At 71.3% G+C, this 16,410-nt stretch carries 12 protein-coding genes; 4 read left to right on the top strand and 8 right to left on the bottom strand.

The window, feature by feature from the left end; all coding sequences use genetic code 11:
- Positions 1-15 precede the first annotated feature (15 nt).
- Complete coding sequence (locus FOF48_RS03690) at positions 16-1,263, top strand: hypothetical protein (RefSeq protein WP_143898720.1); 1,248 nt, start codon at positions 16-18, stop codon at positions 1,261-1,263.
- Positions 1,264-1,278: 15 nt separating this feature from the next.
- On the opposite strand, the gene FOF48_RS03685 is transcribed toward FOF48_RS03690, so the two are convergent.
- The 4 genes from FOF48_RS03685 to FOF48_RS03670 all read right to left on the bottom strand — a co-directional run bounded on the left by FOF48_RS03685 (position 1,279) and on the right by FOF48_RS03670 (position 6,952).
- Positions 1,279-1,746, bottom strand: coding sequence for a DcrB-related protein (locus FOF48_RS03685; protein ID WP_143898719.1), 468 nt, complete (start codon positions 1,744-1,746; stop codon positions 1,279-1,281).
- Positions 1,747-1,761: 15 nt separating this feature from the next.
- Positions 1,762-2,697: a hypothetical protein gene (locus FOF48_RS03680; protein WP_143898718.1), complete on the bottom strand. Its 936-nt coding sequence runs from the start codon at positions 2,695-2,697 to the stop codon at positions 1,762-1,764.
- 58 nt (positions 2,698-2,755) lie between these two features.
- Positions 2,756-4,033 (bottom strand): sigma 54-interacting transcriptional regulator, encoded by a 1,278-nt coding sequence (locus FOF48_RS03675; RefSeq protein ID WP_255441929.1) that lies wholly within the window; start codon positions 4,031-4,033, stop codon positions 2,756-2,758.
- 120 nt (positions 4,034-4,153) lie between these two features.
- Positions 4,154-6,952, bottom strand: coding sequence for a serine/threonine-protein kinase (locus tag FOF48_RS03670; RefSeq protein WP_143898717.1), 2,799 nt, complete (start codon positions 6,950-6,952; stop codon positions 4,154-4,156).
- A 257-nt stretch (positions 6,953-7,209) separates the two neighbouring features.
- On the opposite strand from FOF48_RS03670, the gene FOF48_RS03665 reads away from it, so the two are divergent.
- A complete protein-coding gene (locus FOF48_RS03665; RefSeq protein ID WP_143898716.1) occupies positions 7,210-9,765 on the top strand; it encodes a hypothetical protein in 2,556 nt (851 codons plus the stop codon).
- 55 nt (positions 9,766-9,820) lie between these two features.
- On the opposite strand, the gene FOF48_RS03660 is transcribed toward FOF48_RS03665, so the two are convergent.
- The gene (locus FOF48_RS03660; protein WP_143898715.1) at positions 9,821-10,195 is read right to left on the bottom strand and encodes a hypothetical protein; all 375 of its coding nucleotides are present in this window, start codon (positions 10,193-10,195) and stop codon (positions 9,821-9,823) included.
- A 260-nt stretch (positions 10,196-10,455) separates the two neighbouring features.
- Between FOF48_RS03660 and FOF48_RS03655 the strand changes: the two genes are divergently transcribed.
- Both FOF48_RS03655 and FOF48_RS36850 read left to right on the top strand, forming a co-directional pair.
- The gene (locus tag FOF48_RS03655) at positions 10,456-12,756 is read left to right on the top strand and encodes a thioredoxin family protein (RefSeq protein ID WP_143898714.1); all 2,301 of its coding nucleotides are present in this window, start codon (positions 10,456-10,458) and stop codon (positions 12,754-12,756) included.
- A gap of 2 nt (positions 12,757-12,758) precedes the next feature.
- Entirely contained in the window at positions 12,759-14,441 is a 1,683-nt protein-coding gene (locus FOF48_RS36850) for an FHA domain-containing protein (RefSeq protein ID WP_255441850.1), read from the top strand.
- Between the two features lie 5 nt (positions 14,442-14,446).
- Here the strand turns inward: FOF48_RS36850 and FOF48_RS03640 are convergent, their stop codons facing one another.
- The 3 genes from FOF48_RS03640 to FOF48_RS36300 form a co-directional block, all read right to left on the bottom strand.
- A complete protein-coding gene (locus tag FOF48_RS03640) occupies positions 14,447-15,796 on the bottom strand; it encodes an MFS transporter (protein WP_186001750.1) in 1,350 nt (449 codons plus the stop codon).
- Between the two features lie 147 nt (positions 15,797-15,943).
- A complete protein-coding gene (locus FOF48_RS36305; RefSeq protein WP_161663911.1) occupies positions 15,944-16,093 on the bottom strand; it encodes a hypothetical protein in 150 nt (49 codons plus the stop codon).
- 79 nt (positions 16,094-16,172) lie between these two features.
- Positions 16,173-16,319: a hypothetical protein gene (locus FOF48_RS36300; protein ID WP_161663910.1), complete on the bottom strand. Its 147-nt coding sequence runs from the start codon at positions 16,317-16,319 to the stop codon at positions 16,173-16,175.
- Positions 16,320-16,410: the final 91 nt, after the last annotated feature.

The following is a 16,410-nucleotide window of genomic DNA, read 5'->3' as shown; positions in this document are numbered from 1 at the left end:
CCGAGGCCCCCGCCCATGAGCATCCGCCTTCCGCCCAGCCTTCCCCGTCCGGGTCTGCCCCTCCAGGGCCCCAAGGACGAAAAGGGCGAGAAGGCCCCGGCGGGCGAAAGCAGGACGCCGGGCAAGGCCACCGGGAAGGGCGCCGCCGGCAAGGGCGTCGCCCTCAAGGGAGGCGCCTCCGCGAAGGGCGGCGCGGCGCAGTCCTCTGGCACGGAGGGCGGATCCGCGCGCTCCGCCGAAACGGAGCGCGGTAGTGGTGGTGGCGCGCAGGCCGCGAAGCAGCAGGACGGGATGGCGCCCAGCACCCAGCGCGGCGCCGGCGCGGCGGGCTTCGGAGGCCTGGAGCAGCCGCCTCCGCCCTCCGCCCAGACGCTCCCGTCCGCGCCTCAGCCCCAGGCGCTGGCGCCGCAGGTGGAGGTGGCCCCGCTCCTGACGCGTCAGGCACCCACCTCCGAAGCCCCTCGGGAGCGCACCGCCACGGAGGGCCGGTCTCCGGACACCGCGAAGCAGGCGGCGGAGAGCCGCGCGAAGCTGCGCGTGGCCCTCCTCAACCGGCTCCACCGGGGACTCACCGAGGTGGAGAAGAAGCTGTCCGCGTTCCTCGCCAACCCGGGCCGCCAGGGCGTCGTCACCCTTCCGGTGGTCCTGAGCGAGAGCTCCGTCACCTACGAGTGGTGGAAGACGGCGAACGCCGTTCCCGACGACCGGGCCTACCTGGCCCAGGCGCTGGGCGAACCCAACACCGTGGACGACGCCACGCTCCTGCGCACGCTGCGCGAGGAGATCCACCAGGCCTTCGGAGAGTTCCAGCGCACGGCGCCGGGCATCGAGGCCCGGAAGCAGTACGACGCCGTCCTCCAGAAGTACGAGGCCGCCCGCATCCAGCCCGTCATCTCCGGCCACGACACCGGCCCGCTGGTGGAGGAGTGCGCGCGGCTGGGCCTGACGTGCGAGCGGGACTTCACCCGCTCCCTGCTCCTGTCCCCGTGGATGCTCGCCATCAGCCAGAGCCCGGACGAGGGCTCCTCCACGCAGGTGATGGTCGCCGGCCTGACGCTGCCCCAGCTGGGCGCGCTGGTGGGCCACCTGCGGCGGCTCAACCCCATCCTCAGCAACGCCCAGCTGCGCACGCTGCTGCTGCGCGCCTCCACGGACCTGAAGCTCGCGCTGCGCAAGGCGCTGGGCCAGCAGGAGGTGGAGCAGGTGCAGGAGCTGGCCCGCCAGCTGCTGCGGCTGCGCGCCGTGGAGCACCTGGTCGTCTGAAGCCCGGGGCCGGGCTCAGGCGCGGAAGACGGTGGGCCGCAGCGCCAGCGCCACCGTCGGATCCAACGTCACGGACGCGAGCAGCGACTCCGCCACGGACCGCGTCGCGGCCAGCCGGTGCGCGCGCTGGGTGTACGTGAAGGTGAAGGCCACGTCGTCGCGCAGCACGTAGAACTGGAGCTGCGCGAGCTCGAGCGAGTGCATCTGGAAGGTGTACTCGCGCACCACGCCGGAGTTGGCGCCGAAGGTGGCGTGACGCTCCGACAGCTGGAGGAAGTCCTGCGCCCCGCGCACGCCTTCCAGCATGCGCGCGGCGAACCGCTCCAACGTCTCACCCGGGACCGCGGGCTCCAGCGACACGACGAGGTTCGCGCGGAAGCCGTCCTCCTCCGGCCCCACCGCCACGACCTGGCTGGCGTCGAACCAGCCATCAGGCAATGAGACGCGCAAGGGCCCGTGGCGGATGGTCCTGGGGGCGGACATGGGAGGTGGAAGCCTTTAGGAGGATTCGCGGCCGAAGTTGCCCATCGCGCGGGAGCCACCGCCGTCGGTGTTGCCGAGCGCGACCGCCTTCTCCCCGCCCTCCTGCGCGGCCTGGGCCTCGGAGGCGCCCTGGGCGCTCTCGACGATCATCATCCCGCCGCCCTGGTGCTGCTCCCAGCTCTTGTCGACCGCGTTCGCCAGCTTGTCGGCGTCCACCGCGACGTTCTTGCCCGTGCTGGGGTCCTTGACCAGGTAGCGGCCCTGGTCGTCCTTGCCCTCCACCGTGACCCAGTGTGCACGGCCCGTTTCCCCGCCCTTCGCCGTGGGGTCCACCACGGACGAGTCCACCATCACCGCGGCCTTGCCGCCGCCGCTCAGGGCCTGGTCCAGCACGCCCTTGTCGAGCGTGGACGACGTCTGCGTCACCTTCGCGCCCTGGTTGGCCAGCATGTTGGACAGCTCATGCGGCGTCGTGCCCTTGCCGTCGGTGAAGCGAGACTCCAACGCGTCCATCTTCTGCGTGTTCGACTCGGGCTGCGTCTTGCTGGTGCCCAGCTCGTTGCCCAGCATCACCGCCACCGCGGAGCCACAGTTGTTCTCCTTGGTCTGCTGGATGACGTCCGGGTCCTTGCCCACGTCGTCCCAGCCGCCAATCTCCGGTGCCTGGGGCGCACCCGCCAGGCCCACGCGGAAGCTGGAGTCATCCAGCGGCGCACCCGCGGCCGGCTGGAAGCGGTTCGCCCACGTCTGCGTGAGCGCCTCCGCCGCGAACGCGTCCGTGGCCTGCTCCGCCTGCACGGGCGTGGCCGTGGACTCCACTCCAGCGACGACCTGATCCTGGGACAACCCCACCTGCTGCGCGGCGGCCTCCGGTGACGGCTGACCGGGAGGTGTCACTTCCACGCGGGACAGGATGGAACGGAGGAGGTTGGAGGGAAGGCTCACGCTCACGGGAGGCTCCGGAGGGGGGGGATGGGGGATGCCATCCTACCCGGGTTGCCGCCCCGTGTTAAGGGTCCCCGGACGGATCCAGCCCGTGCTTGCGCAGGAGTTTCCGAAGGTAGACACGGTCGATGTCCGCCTCGCGGGACGCCCGGGAGATGTTGCCTTCGCAACGCTCGATGAGGTTCTTCAGGTAGTCGCGCTCGAAGCCCTCGATGAGCTGTTCCTTGGCCTCCTTGAAGGGCAGGTCCAGCTCCGGGCCCCGGCGGCCGGCCGCGTCCGGGGGCGGCTCCAGGTCCGGCAGCGCCTCCTCGCCCAGGTTCACCACCTGCTCCACCACGTTGCGCAGTTCGCGCACGTTGCCCGGCCAGGGGTACTGCATGAGCAGGGCGCGCGTCTGGTCCGACAGGGCGCTGGGCGGCCGGCCCATCTGCTTGAGCATGGTGTCGATGAGCAGCGGGATGTCCTCCGGGCGCTCGCGCAGCGACGGCAGCGTGACGCGCAGCACGGCGAGCCGGTGGAAGAGGTCCCGGCGGAACTTCCCCTGCTGGACGGCCTGCTCCAGGTTCACGTGGGAGGCGGCCACCACGCGCACGTTCACCGTGAAGTAGTCATTGCCGCCCACGCGCTTCACCTGCCGGCGCTCCAGCACGCGCAACAGGCGCGGCTGCAACTCCAGCGGCAGCTCGCCAATCTCATCCAGGAAGACGGTGCCGTTCTGGGCGCGCTCGAAGGCGCCGGCGCGGTCCGCCTGGGCTCCGGTGAAGGAGCCCTTCACGTGGCCGAAGAGTTCGGATTCGATGAGCGTGGAGGGCACGCCCGCCAGGTCCACGATGACGAAGGGCCCCTTGGCGCGCGGGCTCTGCTGGTGGATGGCCTCCGCGCACAGGTCCTTGCCGGTGCCCGTCTCGCCGTGGATGAGCACGTCCGCGCCGCCGGGGGCCAGCCGCTCCAGGAGCGTGAAGGCCTCGCGCATCTTGCGGCTCTGGCCCACCAGCGCGCCAAAGCGGTCCCGCGAGGAGAGCGTCAGGGTGCGCTCGCGCGTGTCCTCCGGCACCAGCTTCAGCTCGGTGGAGCCCACGGTGACGACGCTGCCGGGGCGCAGCTCCATCGCGCTGAAGCGCAGGCCCTCCACGAAGGAGCCGTTGTGGGAGCCCAGGTCGGTCGCGAGCACGTGCTCGTCGTGCACCTCCAGCCGCAGGTGCTGGCGCGAGACGGCCTTGTCGGTGAGGACGATGTCGCACGTGGGGGCCTTGCCCAGCACGTACGTGCCCTGCTTGAGCGCGTGGGCCTTGCCGGCCTCCGCGCCCGAGAGCACCCGGAGCAGCATCCGCACCGGACCCATGCGACCCCGGTTCAGGGTGGCCGTGGCGTCCAGGAGCGCCTCATCCTCGTCTGGCGGCAGCGACACGCGGCGGGACGCTAGCACGCCTCGCCATCGCCGCCAGCAGGCCGCTCGCGGGAGCTACTGACGCCGGGCACGCGGAGGCTTGCGAGCAGGCGGGCGCGGAGCCTCCTTCGGAAGGGACTGGAGCCACGTGTCCACCTCGCCCACGCGCTCATCCATCCCCGCCTCGCTGAAGCGCCCCCGGGCCCGGGTGGCCTCTCCGAGAGCCTGGGGGGACTGCCCCGTCTGGTACAGCGCGCGCGCCAGCGCGAAGCCCGACTCCGCCAGCGCATCCGCGGGCGCGGACGCGAAGGACACCGCCAGTCGCAGGGGCTCCACGGAGTCGCGCGCCCGCCCCAGGCCCAGCAGGGCCTGTCCCACCCCGTCATAGGAGGGTTGCAGGCCCTCGTCGCCTTCGGGGAGCAGCTCGCGCTTGAGCGCGAGCGCCTGCTCATAGGTCTTCAGCGCGTCGTCGTAGCGCTTCATCCCCAGCTGGCACATGCCCACCTCGTCCAGGGCCTCCGCGGTCTGCGGGCTCTTCCCGCCGTGGAGTGCCTGGGAGATGTCCGCCACCGCCCGCGCGTGCGGCAGCGCGCGGTCCGGCGCCCCGGCCTCGCGCAGGGCCAGGGACAAGAGGCCGTGGCGGCGCGCCATGTCCGGGTGCACCGCGCCCACCGACGCCTCGGTCTGCGCGAGCGACGCCTCCAGCAGCGGCAGCGCCTGCTTCGCGTCGCCGTTGCCCAGCAGCAGCCGCCCCAGGAGGAAGAGCGCCCGCGCGCGCTTGGGGTGCGGCGACGGCAGCGCCTTCTCATAGAGGGCCCGCGCCTCCTCCAGCCGAGCCCGGGCCTCGTCGACGTGGCCCTGGGAGATGGCGAGGTTGGCCTGGTTCACCTTCACGTCGGCTTCGAGCACGGGCTCGCCGCCCACGCGCTGGAGGGTGGCCTCCGCCAGCTGGCCCCAGTTGGCCGCCGGGTCGAAGTGCTTCTGGCCGTCCTCCACGAAGAGCAGCTTGTTGAGGATGGCGACCTTCAGCCGGTCCGCCCGGCCCGCCTCCGCGTCGAAGACCGCGCGCGACAGGAGCCTGGCGGCTTCGGGGGACTGCCCCGTCTGTTCCTGGAGCCAGCCCAGGTGGAAGCGCATCTCCGCCTTCAGCGGCAGGTAGCCCGTCTTCTCCACGGGCGCCTCCAGGGCCTTCACCGCCGCGAGCGCCGCCGGGAAGCGGCCCGCGTCCACCTGCGCGCGCACCTCCGACAGCTGGTCCTCCAGCCCTTCAATCGTCTCTCGGAGCGCGGGGTCGGAGGGACGGCGCTGCTGTTCGGCCAGCGACTCCACGTCCTCGCACTCGTGCAGCGCGGGCAGCGCGTGCGCCATGTCCACGGCCTTGTCCACCATGGCGGCGTCCGCGCCCGCGAGCAGGTCCACCGTGGCCCGCAGGTCCTTGCGGCGGCGCTCCAGGCACACCACCTGCCGGTCGAGCTGCTCCTCCGGCTTCACGCCGCTCACGCGCGCGTCCTCGCACGCCTGGACACGCTGGTGCTTCCACGCGCCCGCGTACTGCTCCAGCACCTGCGCGGTGCGCAGCGCCATGGCTTCGGCGTAGGGCCTGCCGGTGGCGTGGAACGCGGACGCCAGTCGCGCCTTCGCGTCCGGCGTCCAGACGGCATCCATCAGCGAGCCCGCGTCCGCGCAGACATGGGACTGCTGCCAGACCACGCCCGAGGCCACCGCCAGCGTGGCGGCCATCGCGCCGGACGCGCCCACCCAGCGGCGGCGACGTCCATGGCGCTGCTCCTGGGAGAGCGCGTCCAGCAAGGCCTGCATGGAGGCGAAGCGCGCGTCCGCGTCCAACGACAGGCCGCGCAGCACCGCCTGCCGCACCCAGCCGGGCACCTTCGCCTCGCGCGGCGGCTCGCGGATGAGCGCGGGGGGCGGCGCGAGGGGCGCGCGGGCGGGGGCCGGGGCCAGGGACTGCGTGCCGCCCAGCGACTGCGTGCCCTCCGCTTCCACGCCCGGTTCGCGGCTGGCGGAGGCGTACGCCTTGATGCTGCCCGGGTCGAAGGGGCGCGTGCCGTAGAGCGCCCCGTACAGCGCCGCGCAGAAGCTGAACTGGTCCGTGCGCGCGTCCAGCTGCGTGCCGCGGAACTGCTCCGGGGACATGTAGTTGGGCGTGCCCACCAGCAGGCCCGCCTCCGTGAGCGTGGTCTCCAACATCCGCCGGTCCGAGGACTCCAGCAGCAGGGCCTCCTCCGGCGACGCCGCGGCCTCTGGCCCGTCCCCCACCTGCCGCGCCAGACCGAAGTCCGTCACGTAGACGCGCCCCGCGCGGCTCACCAGCACGTTGGCGGGCTTGAAGTCGCGGTGCACCAGCCCCGCGTCGTGCGCGGCCTGCAGCCCGCGCCCCGCCTGGAGGTAGCGCTCCAACACCTCGCGCCAGGAGGGCTTCGCCTCCTTCAGCCACGAGCCCAACGTGCCGCCGTCCACCAGCTCCATGGCGACGAAGACCTGGTCGCCCCACATGCCCACGTCGAAGACGGGGATGACGTTGGGATGGGAGACGCGCGCCATGGCCTGCGCCTCGCGCAACAGCCGGGCCCGCGCCTCCTCGCTGTCCTTCTGGGCGTTCGGGTGCAGCAGCTTGAGCGCGACCTTGCGATCCAGATCCGGATCATACGCGGCGTACACCACGCCCATGCCGCCCTGCCCCAGCCGCCGCAGCAGCAGGTAGCGGCCCACCTGCGGAACGGGCGGGACGTCCTCGGCGCGACGGGGCCCGGAGCCACTCCCCCGCCCCGTGCCACGGCCCGTGCCTGCCCCCGAACGCGCCGAGTCCGACGGGCCCGTGCCTGAGCTTCCCCTTCCGGTGTCTCTCTTCGTCATGGGCGGCGCACCTGGTGCGGCGAGTGTAGCGCTGGCCCTCGCCCGCTCCGCATTCTCTTCCTCGACGCGTGAGCACCGGCCGCCTGCCTGGTGACAGCCGTCACCAGGTCCCCAACGACTGTCATCAGGCCCCGCGCCGCGTGTGGGAGACAAACCCCTGGAATCAGGAACAGTGGGAGGACTCCCGACGCTGGCATGCCAGCCGCAGTGGGTCCGGACATCGCGGTCCGCCCTCCATCCCCCCTCTGGAGTCCCCCATGGCTCTCGCCCCTGTCTCCCGGAAGCCGCTGTCCCTGGTCAGCCCTCCCGCCGTCACCGAGAAGGCGGCGGCCACCGCGCCGAAGGCCGCGCCCGTGGAGCCCAAGGCCGAGCCCCGGCAGCCGGCGGTCGTGGCGGATGGCTTCGATGTGAAGAAGCCCGCCGCGGGCCCGGAGCTGAGCGGCGTGGGCGCCGCGGTGAATGCCGTGAGCACCGCCGCCGCGAGGGCGAAGGCGGCCCCGGCGGTGGACGCGCCCCCGGCGGAGCGGCAGACGGTGTCCGGCGAGGACAAGGCGAAGCAGGCGGTGGACTTGAAGACGGTGGGCGACCAGCGCAAGGAGACGGAGGACGCGCAGAAGTCGCTGCGGGAGAAGACCACCCAGCAAGCCGACAAGCTCTTCGCCATGGCGGACGGCAAGGAGCAGGTGCCCGAAGGCGCCAGCGTCAAGCGCGTGTCCGACTCCGAGGTGGAGCTCACCCGCGTCAACGGCGAGAAGGAGGTGGTGGAGCGCTCCGTCGCGACGAAGAAGGACGGCGCGGTGGTGATGGACACCGCCTCCTATGAGGACGGCACCAACAAGCGCGACCGGCTGGAGATGAAGGGCGACGGCGCCACGCTGGTAGAGCGCGCGGAGTGGAAGGGCGACAAGAACGAGACCGCCGACCTCAAGTCCTTCGGCGACATCTCCAAGAGCCGCGACACGAACCTGACCTACACGCGCAACGAAGTCTCCATCGAGAAGCACAAGGACGGGGACCGGCTCCACACCGACGAATACTCGCAGGTGAACGGCAACGCCGAGGGCAGCCGCACCTCCTTCTACCAACAGAAGGGCGGCGGCAGCATCGACAACAAGCTCAAGGGCCCGTTCGACTTCAAGAAGCCGGTGGACCGCTCGGACACGTACAGCTACTCCATCCCCGCCCCGGGCGCGGACGGCAAGCAGGGCGACCCGCAGTACAGCCGCGTGCAGAACTTCTCCCAGGACAACGTGAAGGCGACGTCCTACGTGGACCGCACGCTGGACGGCCACACCCAGTTCGCTGGCGAAGGGCCGCACACGTTCGAGGACATGGCCCGGGTCCGCGACGAGTACTCCAAGCACGGCGGTGAGGACTGGGACGCGGACAAGGCGGGCGAAGGCCGCCCCCCGAAGCGCTGGACCGTGGACCTGCAGAAGGACGAGAACCGGCTGGACTCGCAGACCTTCATCGAGGGCTACCCGGACGCGACCATCAAGACGGAGCGGACGCGCGAGGGCAGCACCGTGAAGGAGAAGTACGAGGGCAAGACCTTCGAGAAGGAGGACTCCTCCAAGCGCGTGCCCGTGAGCGGCGAGTCGTCCACCACCTACGGCCAGGACGGCTCCATCGAGAAGATGGACGCCAAGAGCCGCGAGCCGGACGGCGCCGACCTGGAGCAGCACTACAACAGCAGCCGCCAGGCCACCGACCAGGGCCTGGAGCTCCAGGAGTCGCTGGAGACGAAGCGCACGAAGGACAACAAGACGGAGAGCTCCCTCAAGGAGGACACGTCGCTGCTGTCCGACCAGGGCGCGCAGCTGGTCGGCTCCCGCACCACGGTGACGGACGCGGACGGCCGCAAGGGCATCCACGAAGTGGGCAAGGACGGGGAGAAGCTGCGGCTGTCCGGCAAGGGCGGCGCGGACATGCGCGAAGTCACCGACGCGGAGGCCTTCAAGGACGACGCGTTCGGCAAGGTGCTGCTGGAGCAGGCGTCCATCTCCACCGCGAGCACGGTGAACCAGTACGCCAACAGCGGCGGCGCGCAGTCCCTGAACATCCTCAAGGGCCTGAGCCAGGACGCGGGCCGGCTGCCGGCCAAGGCGACGGAGGTCCTGGGCAAGGACACCCTCTCCAAGGGCCTGAACGCGGCGCAGGGCGGCGCGAGCGCGCTGGGCGGCGTGGCGGGCGTGGTGGCGGGCGGCATGTCGCTGGCGCGGGGCATCCGCGAGAACAACATGCCGGACATCGTGAAGGGCGTGTCGGACACGGCCAACGGCGCGCTGAACATCTACAGCGGCGGCAAGGCGTTCACGGAGGCCATCAAGGGCTTCAAGAACGCGGGCGCGCTCACCACCACGACCGCCAACGCGTCGAAGAGCATCCCCTGGGCGAAGACGCTGGCGAACCCGAAGGTGGGCGGCGCGGTGACGAGCGCGGTGCTGGACTCGGTGAAGGGCATGGGCGGCATCGGCAAGGTGGCCGGCGCGGCGGCGAGCGTCGGGAGCAAGGCGCTCTCCGCGCTCAAGGCGGCGGGCGGCGCGGCCAACGTGCTGGGCGCGGTGGGCGGCACGGTGGGCGGCGTGTTCGACATCGTCAACGGCGCGAAGGTGAACGACGGGGCGCAGATCGCCAAGGGCGCCATCGGCATCGCGGGCAGCATCGGCGGCGCGGTCGCGGTGGGTGCGATTGGCGGACCGTTGGGCATGGCGGTGGGCGCGGGCATCGGCCTGCTGACCTTCGGCGTCGGGAAGATCATGGACGCCATCAGCGACAAGCCGCACAAGATCGCGGAGCTCCAGATCGACTGAAGCCGCGCCGCGTCCCCGGGAGGCGGGGGGACACCTCCGCCTCCGGGAGCGCGCTTCAGCGCGTCACGCGCAGGGGGCGCTCGGAGTCCTCGTCGCGCGGCTTCACGAGGGTGCGCCAGTCGCAGGTGCGGCCCCCGATGCCCTCGGGGTGCCGCCCGGCCCCCGCATCCAGGAGGCCCTCGGGGTGCCGCCTGGCCCCCGCATCCAGGAGGCCCTCGGGGTGCCGCCCGGCCCCCGCATCCAGCGCGCACCGGCTCGCGGGCGCGTGCGTGCGCGGGAACCCGAAGGCGCAGTCCAGGTTCCGGGGCAGGTCCGCGCCGTCCAGCTCGAGGATGCGAGGGGTCGTCTCCAGCCCGTGCTCGCGGGTGAAGACCCGGAGGGCGTCCTCGGACACGAAGGGCTGGCCTCCCAACTCGCGCCAGTCGGACACCTGCTCCAAGCGGTCCCAGGCATCGACCCACTCCGGCGCGAGCCCTCCGCGCGGCGCCCCTTCGGTGCCTGGGGGCGCCGGGAGGGGAACCTCCAGCCCGGCAGGCCGCTCCTGGGCCCGTGGATGGACGCGGGCCCCTTCCCTCTGGCGCCTGGGGGCAGGCCGTGCCGCACGCAAGCTCCTGTCCTCCATGACGCGCCGGTTGACGTGCGTCCCCGGCGCCCCTCTTATCTGCCCCTCACCTTGAGCAGGAGTCCACGTTGGCAGGCGCACCGGTTGAACTGAGCCCGGAGGATTACAAGCAAGTCACCCAGCGGCCCGGCATGTGCGTCGTGGACTTCTGGGCCTCGTGGTGTGAACCCTGCCAGGAGTTCGCCCCGATCTTCGAGGCCGCGGCGCCGCGCTTCGCGGACATCGCCCTCGCCCGGCTCGATACGGAGGCGCACGAGGAGCTGTCCGAATCGCTGGGCATCGAGTCCATGCCCACGCTCGTCGCGTACAAGGACGGCCTGGAAGTGCACCGCGTCTCCGGCGCGCTGTCCGCCGAGGCGCTGGACCTGCTGCTCACCCGGCTGCGGGCGGTGGACGTCGCGGAGGAGAAGCGCCGCGCCGCGAACCGCGAGCGCACCGAAGCCGGCAAGCTGCCTTCTGGCATCCCCGAGGGCGCGACGTGGGACGACGGCGACGGGGAGTGGTCCTTCGGCCCCACGGACTCCAAGGGCCGGCCGCACGGACCATGGCGCTACTGGCGCGCGGACGGCACGCTCTGCAACGAGTGCATCATGAAGCAGGGCGCGCCGCACGGCCCCTTCAAGCGCTTCCACGAGGACGGCGCGGTGTCGCAGGAGGGGGCCTTCGAACAGGGCCAGCTCCACGGCCCGCGCACCTGGCTCGCGTCCGAGCACTTCACCACCGAGCGCATGCACGAGAACGGCGTGAGCGAGCGCGTGCGCAAGACCGTGATGCAGTACGACCATGGCACCGTCCGGCAGGTGCTCCACTTCGACGGCGCCGGCCAGCGCGTGCTCCCCACCACCGGCGAGCCCTACCCCACCCGTCCGCCGCACCTGCCCGAGGACACGGAGCTGCGCGAGGACCTGGGCCAGTGGGCGAAGGTGACGCTCAACGCCGACGGCGAGCGCCACGGCCTCGCGCGCTTCTGGGACTCGCAGGGGCAGTTCCTCTGGGAGGCCGAGTTCGTGGACGGCGAGCGCCACGGGCGCTACCGGTCTCGCGCCGAGGACGAGTACGCGGACTTCCGCGTCCACTTCGACGAAGGCCGAATGGAAGGCGACCTCGTCTGCGGCGAGTGGTCGCTCAGGGATTCGCAGCGCGAGGTCGTGCTCACGCGCGACCTGGGCCGGGCGCAGGATGAGCGGACACTGGAGCGCTCGCCGGTGTTCTCCAACCTGGCGCGCACGGCGGAGGGCTGGCGAGAGGTCGCGAAAGAGGCCCGGGCGGACCGGCGCTATCGGGAGGCCCTGCTGGCCACGGCGCGCGCGTGCGCCACGTCCCTGGACGCGCAGCCGCTGAAGGAAGGCCTGGAGGAGCTCACCCTGCCCCGCACGCGGGACTCGGCGTCGGAGCTGGCGGACGACGTCGTGGAGGACGAGGGTCAGGCCTGGGCCCCCATGGCGGATGCGCTCATGCGGGGCGGTGAGGCCGCCACGATCCTGCGCGCCTACGCCGTCCTCCTGGACCAGAGCAACCGGCCGCGCGCGGCGCTGGACTTCGTGCACGCGGCGATGCTGCTCGCTCCGGAGCGCAAGGCGTATCTGTTCACGCGCGGCCTCATCCTGTTGAACCTGGGGTTGGCGGAGCAGGTGCGCCAGGACGCCGAGGGGCTCGCGACGGTGGAGCCGGACACCGCCCGGTTCCTGGGCACGTACGCGCGGGCATTGTTTCCGCGGTTCGACTTCTGGGCGGGGCAGGAACCTCCGCGCTGCACCTACGACGGCCTGCCGGAGAAGCCCGGACAGTCCCTGGAGGCCATCCAGGACCTGGTGCGCAAGTACGCCACGCGCCTCCAGGCGATGCGCACCGCGCTGCTCCAGCGGTTCAAGCCTGGGGCCGCAGTGTCCTGGCTTCCGCCGGACCTGTCGGGGTTGTTGGACAAGGGGCCGGTGAAGCTGGAGCAGTTCGAGCGGGAGCTGGGGGATGAGCAGGTGGAGGTCGACGAGACGCTCGACCTGGAGCTGGGGCTCGCGGACCTCGCGCAGATGCTGCGTGGCGACTGGAGCGCGCTGACCTGGCTGTTGTGGTCGTGCGGGGAGACGGCGCTCCGGATGCCGTCGCGCATCGCGCCCCCGGCGGACTACGGACAAGCGGCGGGGCAGGCCTCGCAGCGCCTGTGGCAGAGCCGGGACCGGCGCATCCGCGGCGGGGCCAGTCCGACGAAGGCCGGCGACGGCTTCCTGTTCGAAGGCGTGGCGCTGGGCGACCTGCACCCCAGCCTGGTGTCCATCGCGGAGCGGCAGTACGCGGAGACGCAAGCGATGTTCTATTGGCTCAATGACCCGGACCATGTCTCTCCGTGGCAGAGCAATCTGAGGGGCAGCTAGTCATGAATCGGATTCGTGAAACCATCGAGGTCGCCGAGCCCCTGTGGCGGGCGCTGGAGCAGATGAGCCACGACCTGGGCGTGGATCGGAACGCCCTGGTGGCCCAGGCGCTGTTCCTGTTCGCACGACAGAACGGTTATGTGGCGCCGACACCCGTGGTGCTCGGGAGCGCGGCCGAACCGGCGCCGATGACCGTCGCGGAGGTCCGGTCCCCAGCGCTCCGGCCTACCGACGCCACGACCCGCCCGGCGGATGCCGCCACGGTTCCTCCCGTGAAGGCGCCCGTGTCCGCGCCGGCCCCGGGCGCTCCCGGGCCGCTGAAGGACAGGCCCGCGGAGGACGAGGCCGCTCTCGCGCGGGCCCGGATGCAGGAGGTGCTCGCGGCCGTGGATGCCGTCGTGCAGCCCCGCGATGTGCCGGTCCCCTCCGATGAGGAGGAATCGGACGAAGAGGAGTCCGACGATGAGACCTCCGCCGAGGAGGACGCGTCCGCCGCGGCGTCCGAGGATGATGATTCGTCCGAGGATGATGATTCGTCCGAGGATGATGACTCGTCCGAGGATGACGATTCGTCCGAGGATGATGATTCGTCCGGGGATGATGACTCGTCCGAGGATGACGACTCGTCCGAGGATGATGAAGCGGACGACAGCGACGACGCGGACGAGGCCGCAGCCGACGACGACGCCTCGGACGACGACGCCTCGGACGACGACGCCTCGGACGACGACGCCTCGGACGACGACGCCTCGGACGACGACGCCTCGGACGACGACGCCTCGGACGACGACGCCTCGGACGACGACGCCTCGGACGACAACGCGGCGGGCGACGATGAAGACCATGCGCACGCCTCGGGCGAGAACGCATCGGACGACGAGGCGGCGGACGAAGATGCTGCGGCGGACGACGACGCGGATGCATCGGACGACGATGACGCGGCTGAGCAAGTCGCGGCCTCGTCCGCCGCTGGGGCTACGGATGACACCGACGATGAGGACTCCGACGAAGCGGACGGAGTAGCCGCGAAGGTCCCCGAGGAAGAGGACGACGGTTCCGCCGCCGATATCGAAGCGGCGATCGGCTCCGAATTCGCGTCGAGCGCGGCCGTCGACTCCGGACCCGAAGAGGCCAAGACCGGCGAGGAAGCCATGGGCTCCGACGACGCCGAAGAACAGGCAGCGGCCTCCGAAGCGGACGTCCCCCCCGCCCCCTCCCACGAGTCCGAGGGACAAGACGTCCCCTTCGAAGTCCCCCGCCCCGCGAAGCCCGCCAGCGCCCGGAAGTCCTCGCGCATCCGGCCCGGCCCGCGCGACGAAGAGACGCCCGCGCCCACCGTGGACTCCGGCAAGAGCGCGAAGCCCACCCCGGCGGCCAGGGCCTCCGCGCGGCGAGAGCTGTTCGTGCGGCTGAGCCCGGATGGGCCCTCGGTCATGGTGGACGTGGAGCGCTTCACCTTGGGACGGGGCCCGCAGTGCAGCCTCGTCGTGAAGTCCGGAAGGGTCTCCCGCGAGCACGCGGTCATCGTGCGCGACGGCAACGACTACTTCATCGAGGACCTGGGCTCATCCAACGGGACCTGGATCAACCACCAGCGCATCAAGCGCCAGAAGATCGCGGACGGGGACACCTTCAACCTGGGCACCGAAGCCGTGTACTTCGCCATGGGGCCGCCCGAGGACTGACGCGCTCAGGCCTTCCGCGGTGGGTTGCGGATGCCCACCGCGGAGATGACCCCGCCCAAAACGAGCAGGACGGCGGTGGCCATCATCGCCCGGTGAAAGCCCGCGACGTCCAGTCGCGGCCCCACGATGAGCCCCGTGAACGCGATGGAGATGAGCCCCGCGACCCGGGAGATGGCGTTGTTGATGGCAGAGCCGATGCCCGCCTGCTCGGGATGGACGGACCCGAGCACCGCGGCCGTCAGCGGCGCCACCGTCACCGTCAGCCCCAGCCCGAACACCAGCACCCCCGGCAGCATCTGGGTCCAGAAGTGCAACGGCGTGCCCACGCGGAGCATCAGCAGGAACCCCACGCTCGCCAGGCACGGCCCCACCGCCATGAACAGGCGCGACCCGTAGCGGCCCGCCAGCCCGCCGAACACGGAGGACAGCAGCAGCATGATGAGCGTGGTGGGCATCAACGCCAGCCCCGCGGCCGTCGCGCGGAAGCCGCCCACCTCCTGAAGAAAGAGCGTGATGACGAACATCCCCAGCGACAGCGCGCCATAGATGGACGTGGTGGCGAGGTTGCCCACCCAGAAGTTGCGCTCCCGGAAGAGCCCCAGCGGCATCATCGGGTGCGGGGAGCGCCGCTCCTGCAACAGGAACGCGATGAACGCCGGCACGCCAAGGCCCAGCGCCAGCAGCACCGTCGGGTGCGTCCAGCCCACCTTGGCCTGCTCGATGAGCGCATAGACCGGCCCGCCCAATCCCAGACACGCCAGGACCGCGCCCAGGATGTCGATGCGAGCACCCGCCGGACGCGGAGGCTCCTCCATCCGCGCGAGCAGCGCGAGCGTCAGCGCGATGGGCAGGACGTTGATGGCGAAGATCCACCGCCACCCCACGGTGTCCACCAGCAACCCGCCCACCAGCGGGCCCGCGATGAACGCGCCCCCCGTCCACCCCGTCCACGAACCAATCGCTTTCGCCTGCTCGGGACCGGAGAAGGTGGCCAGGATGAGCGCCAGCGAGCCCGGCACGAGCAGCGCGCCCGTGGCGCCCTGGAGCCCTCGCGCGAGGATGAGCACGGCTCCGGTGGGGGCCAGCGCGCACAGCAGGGACGTCGCGCCGAACCCCCACAATCCCAGCCGTAGGATGCACTTGCGTCCAAACGCATCGGACAGCGAGCCCGCGACCAGCATCAGCGAGCCCAGGGTGATGAGGTAGGCATCCACCACCCACTGTTGCAGGGTGAGACCTCCCCCCAGGTCCCGCACCATCGCGGGCAACGCGACGTTGATGATCGCCCCGTCCAGGAACGTGACGAGCGACGCAAGCACCGCGATTCCCAGGACGAGCCGCTGTGGAGGGGTCAAGGTACCGGGACTCTCCCGGAGGAAGCCCTCGCACGCACCCCGGCGCTCTCCAGGACGTTGGGCAGACGACGGACCTCGCGAATGGGGAGGGGAGCCGCTCGCTCCCCTCCCGAGGCTCCTCACGGAGCTACAGCCCCGATGAGCCCGTCAGAGCTCGCACTTCGAGCCGCGATCCGTACAAAGCGGAGTCGTGAGCTCCTTGCGCTCCCTCAACTCTCCTCCCGCTCCGGACAGAAGGCGGACCGTCTCGCGCTTCAGGCTCAGCTTCTTGGGCTTCTGGGTGTCCTGCTTGTCCATGGCATCGTCCTCGCAGTGCAGCGCTTGTGGATGTCGGCGGTGAATCTGGATTCACGGACGCGAGCGTCCGTGAAACGCTTCAGAGGTCACACTTCGGACCGGACTCCGTGCAGAACGGCGTGGTGAGGTCCTTGCGCTGCTGCGGCTCGGCTCCGCCCGAAAGCAGGCGGACAGTCTCGCGCTTCAGGTTCAGCTTCTTGGGCTTCTGGGTGTCCTGCTTGTCCATGACATCGCCCTTTCGTTGCGTTCCTTGACGGCGTTAACTGCAACTGCAAGTCAAACACCTGCATCCCAACCAAACAAGCACTCCACGCCAG

It is taken from the genome of Corallococcus sp. Z5C101001 (genome assembly GCF_007352635.1).
Taxonomy (GTDB): Bacteria; Myxococcota; Myxococcia; order Myxococcales; family Myxococcaceae; genus Corallococcus; species Corallococcus silvisoli.
This window is presented reverse-complemented; position numbering and strand designations above follow the sequence as displayed.

Bases quoted from the DNA above. Each gene is read 5' to 3' on its own strand.
- FOF48_RS36850 (WP_255441850.1), top strand. From the start codon at position 12,759: ATGAATCGGATTCGTGAAACCATCGAGGTCGCCGAGCCCCTGTGGCGG.
- FOF48_RS03665 (WP_143898716.1), top strand. From the start codon at position 7,210: ATGGCTCTCGCCCCTGTCTCCCGGAAGCCGCTGTCCCTGGTCAGCCCT.
- FOF48_RS36305 (WP_161663911.1), bottom strand. From the start codon at position 16,093: ATGGACAAGCAGGACACCCAGAAGCCCAAGAAGCTGAGCCTGAAGCGC.
- FOF48_RS03670 (WP_143898717.1), bottom strand. From the start codon at position 6,952: ATGACGAAGAGAGACACCGGAAGGGGAAGCTCAGGCACGGGCCCGTCG.
- FOF48_RS03685 (WP_143898719.1), bottom strand. From the start codon at position 1,746: ATGTCCGCCCCCAGGACCATCCGCCACGGGCCCTTGCGCGTCTCATTG.
- FOF48_RS03690 (WP_143898720.1), top strand. From the start codon at position 16: ATGAGCATCCGCCTTCCGCCCAGCCTTCCCCGTCCGGGTCTGCCCCTC.
- FOF48_RS36300 (WP_161663910.1), bottom strand. From the start codon at position 16,319: ATGGACAAGCAGGACACCCAGAAGCCCAAGAAGCTGAACCTGAAGCGC.
- FOF48_RS03675 (WP_255441929.1), bottom strand. From the start codon at position 4,033: ATGGGTCCGGTGCGGATGCTGCTCCGGGTGCTCTCGGGCGCGGAGGCC.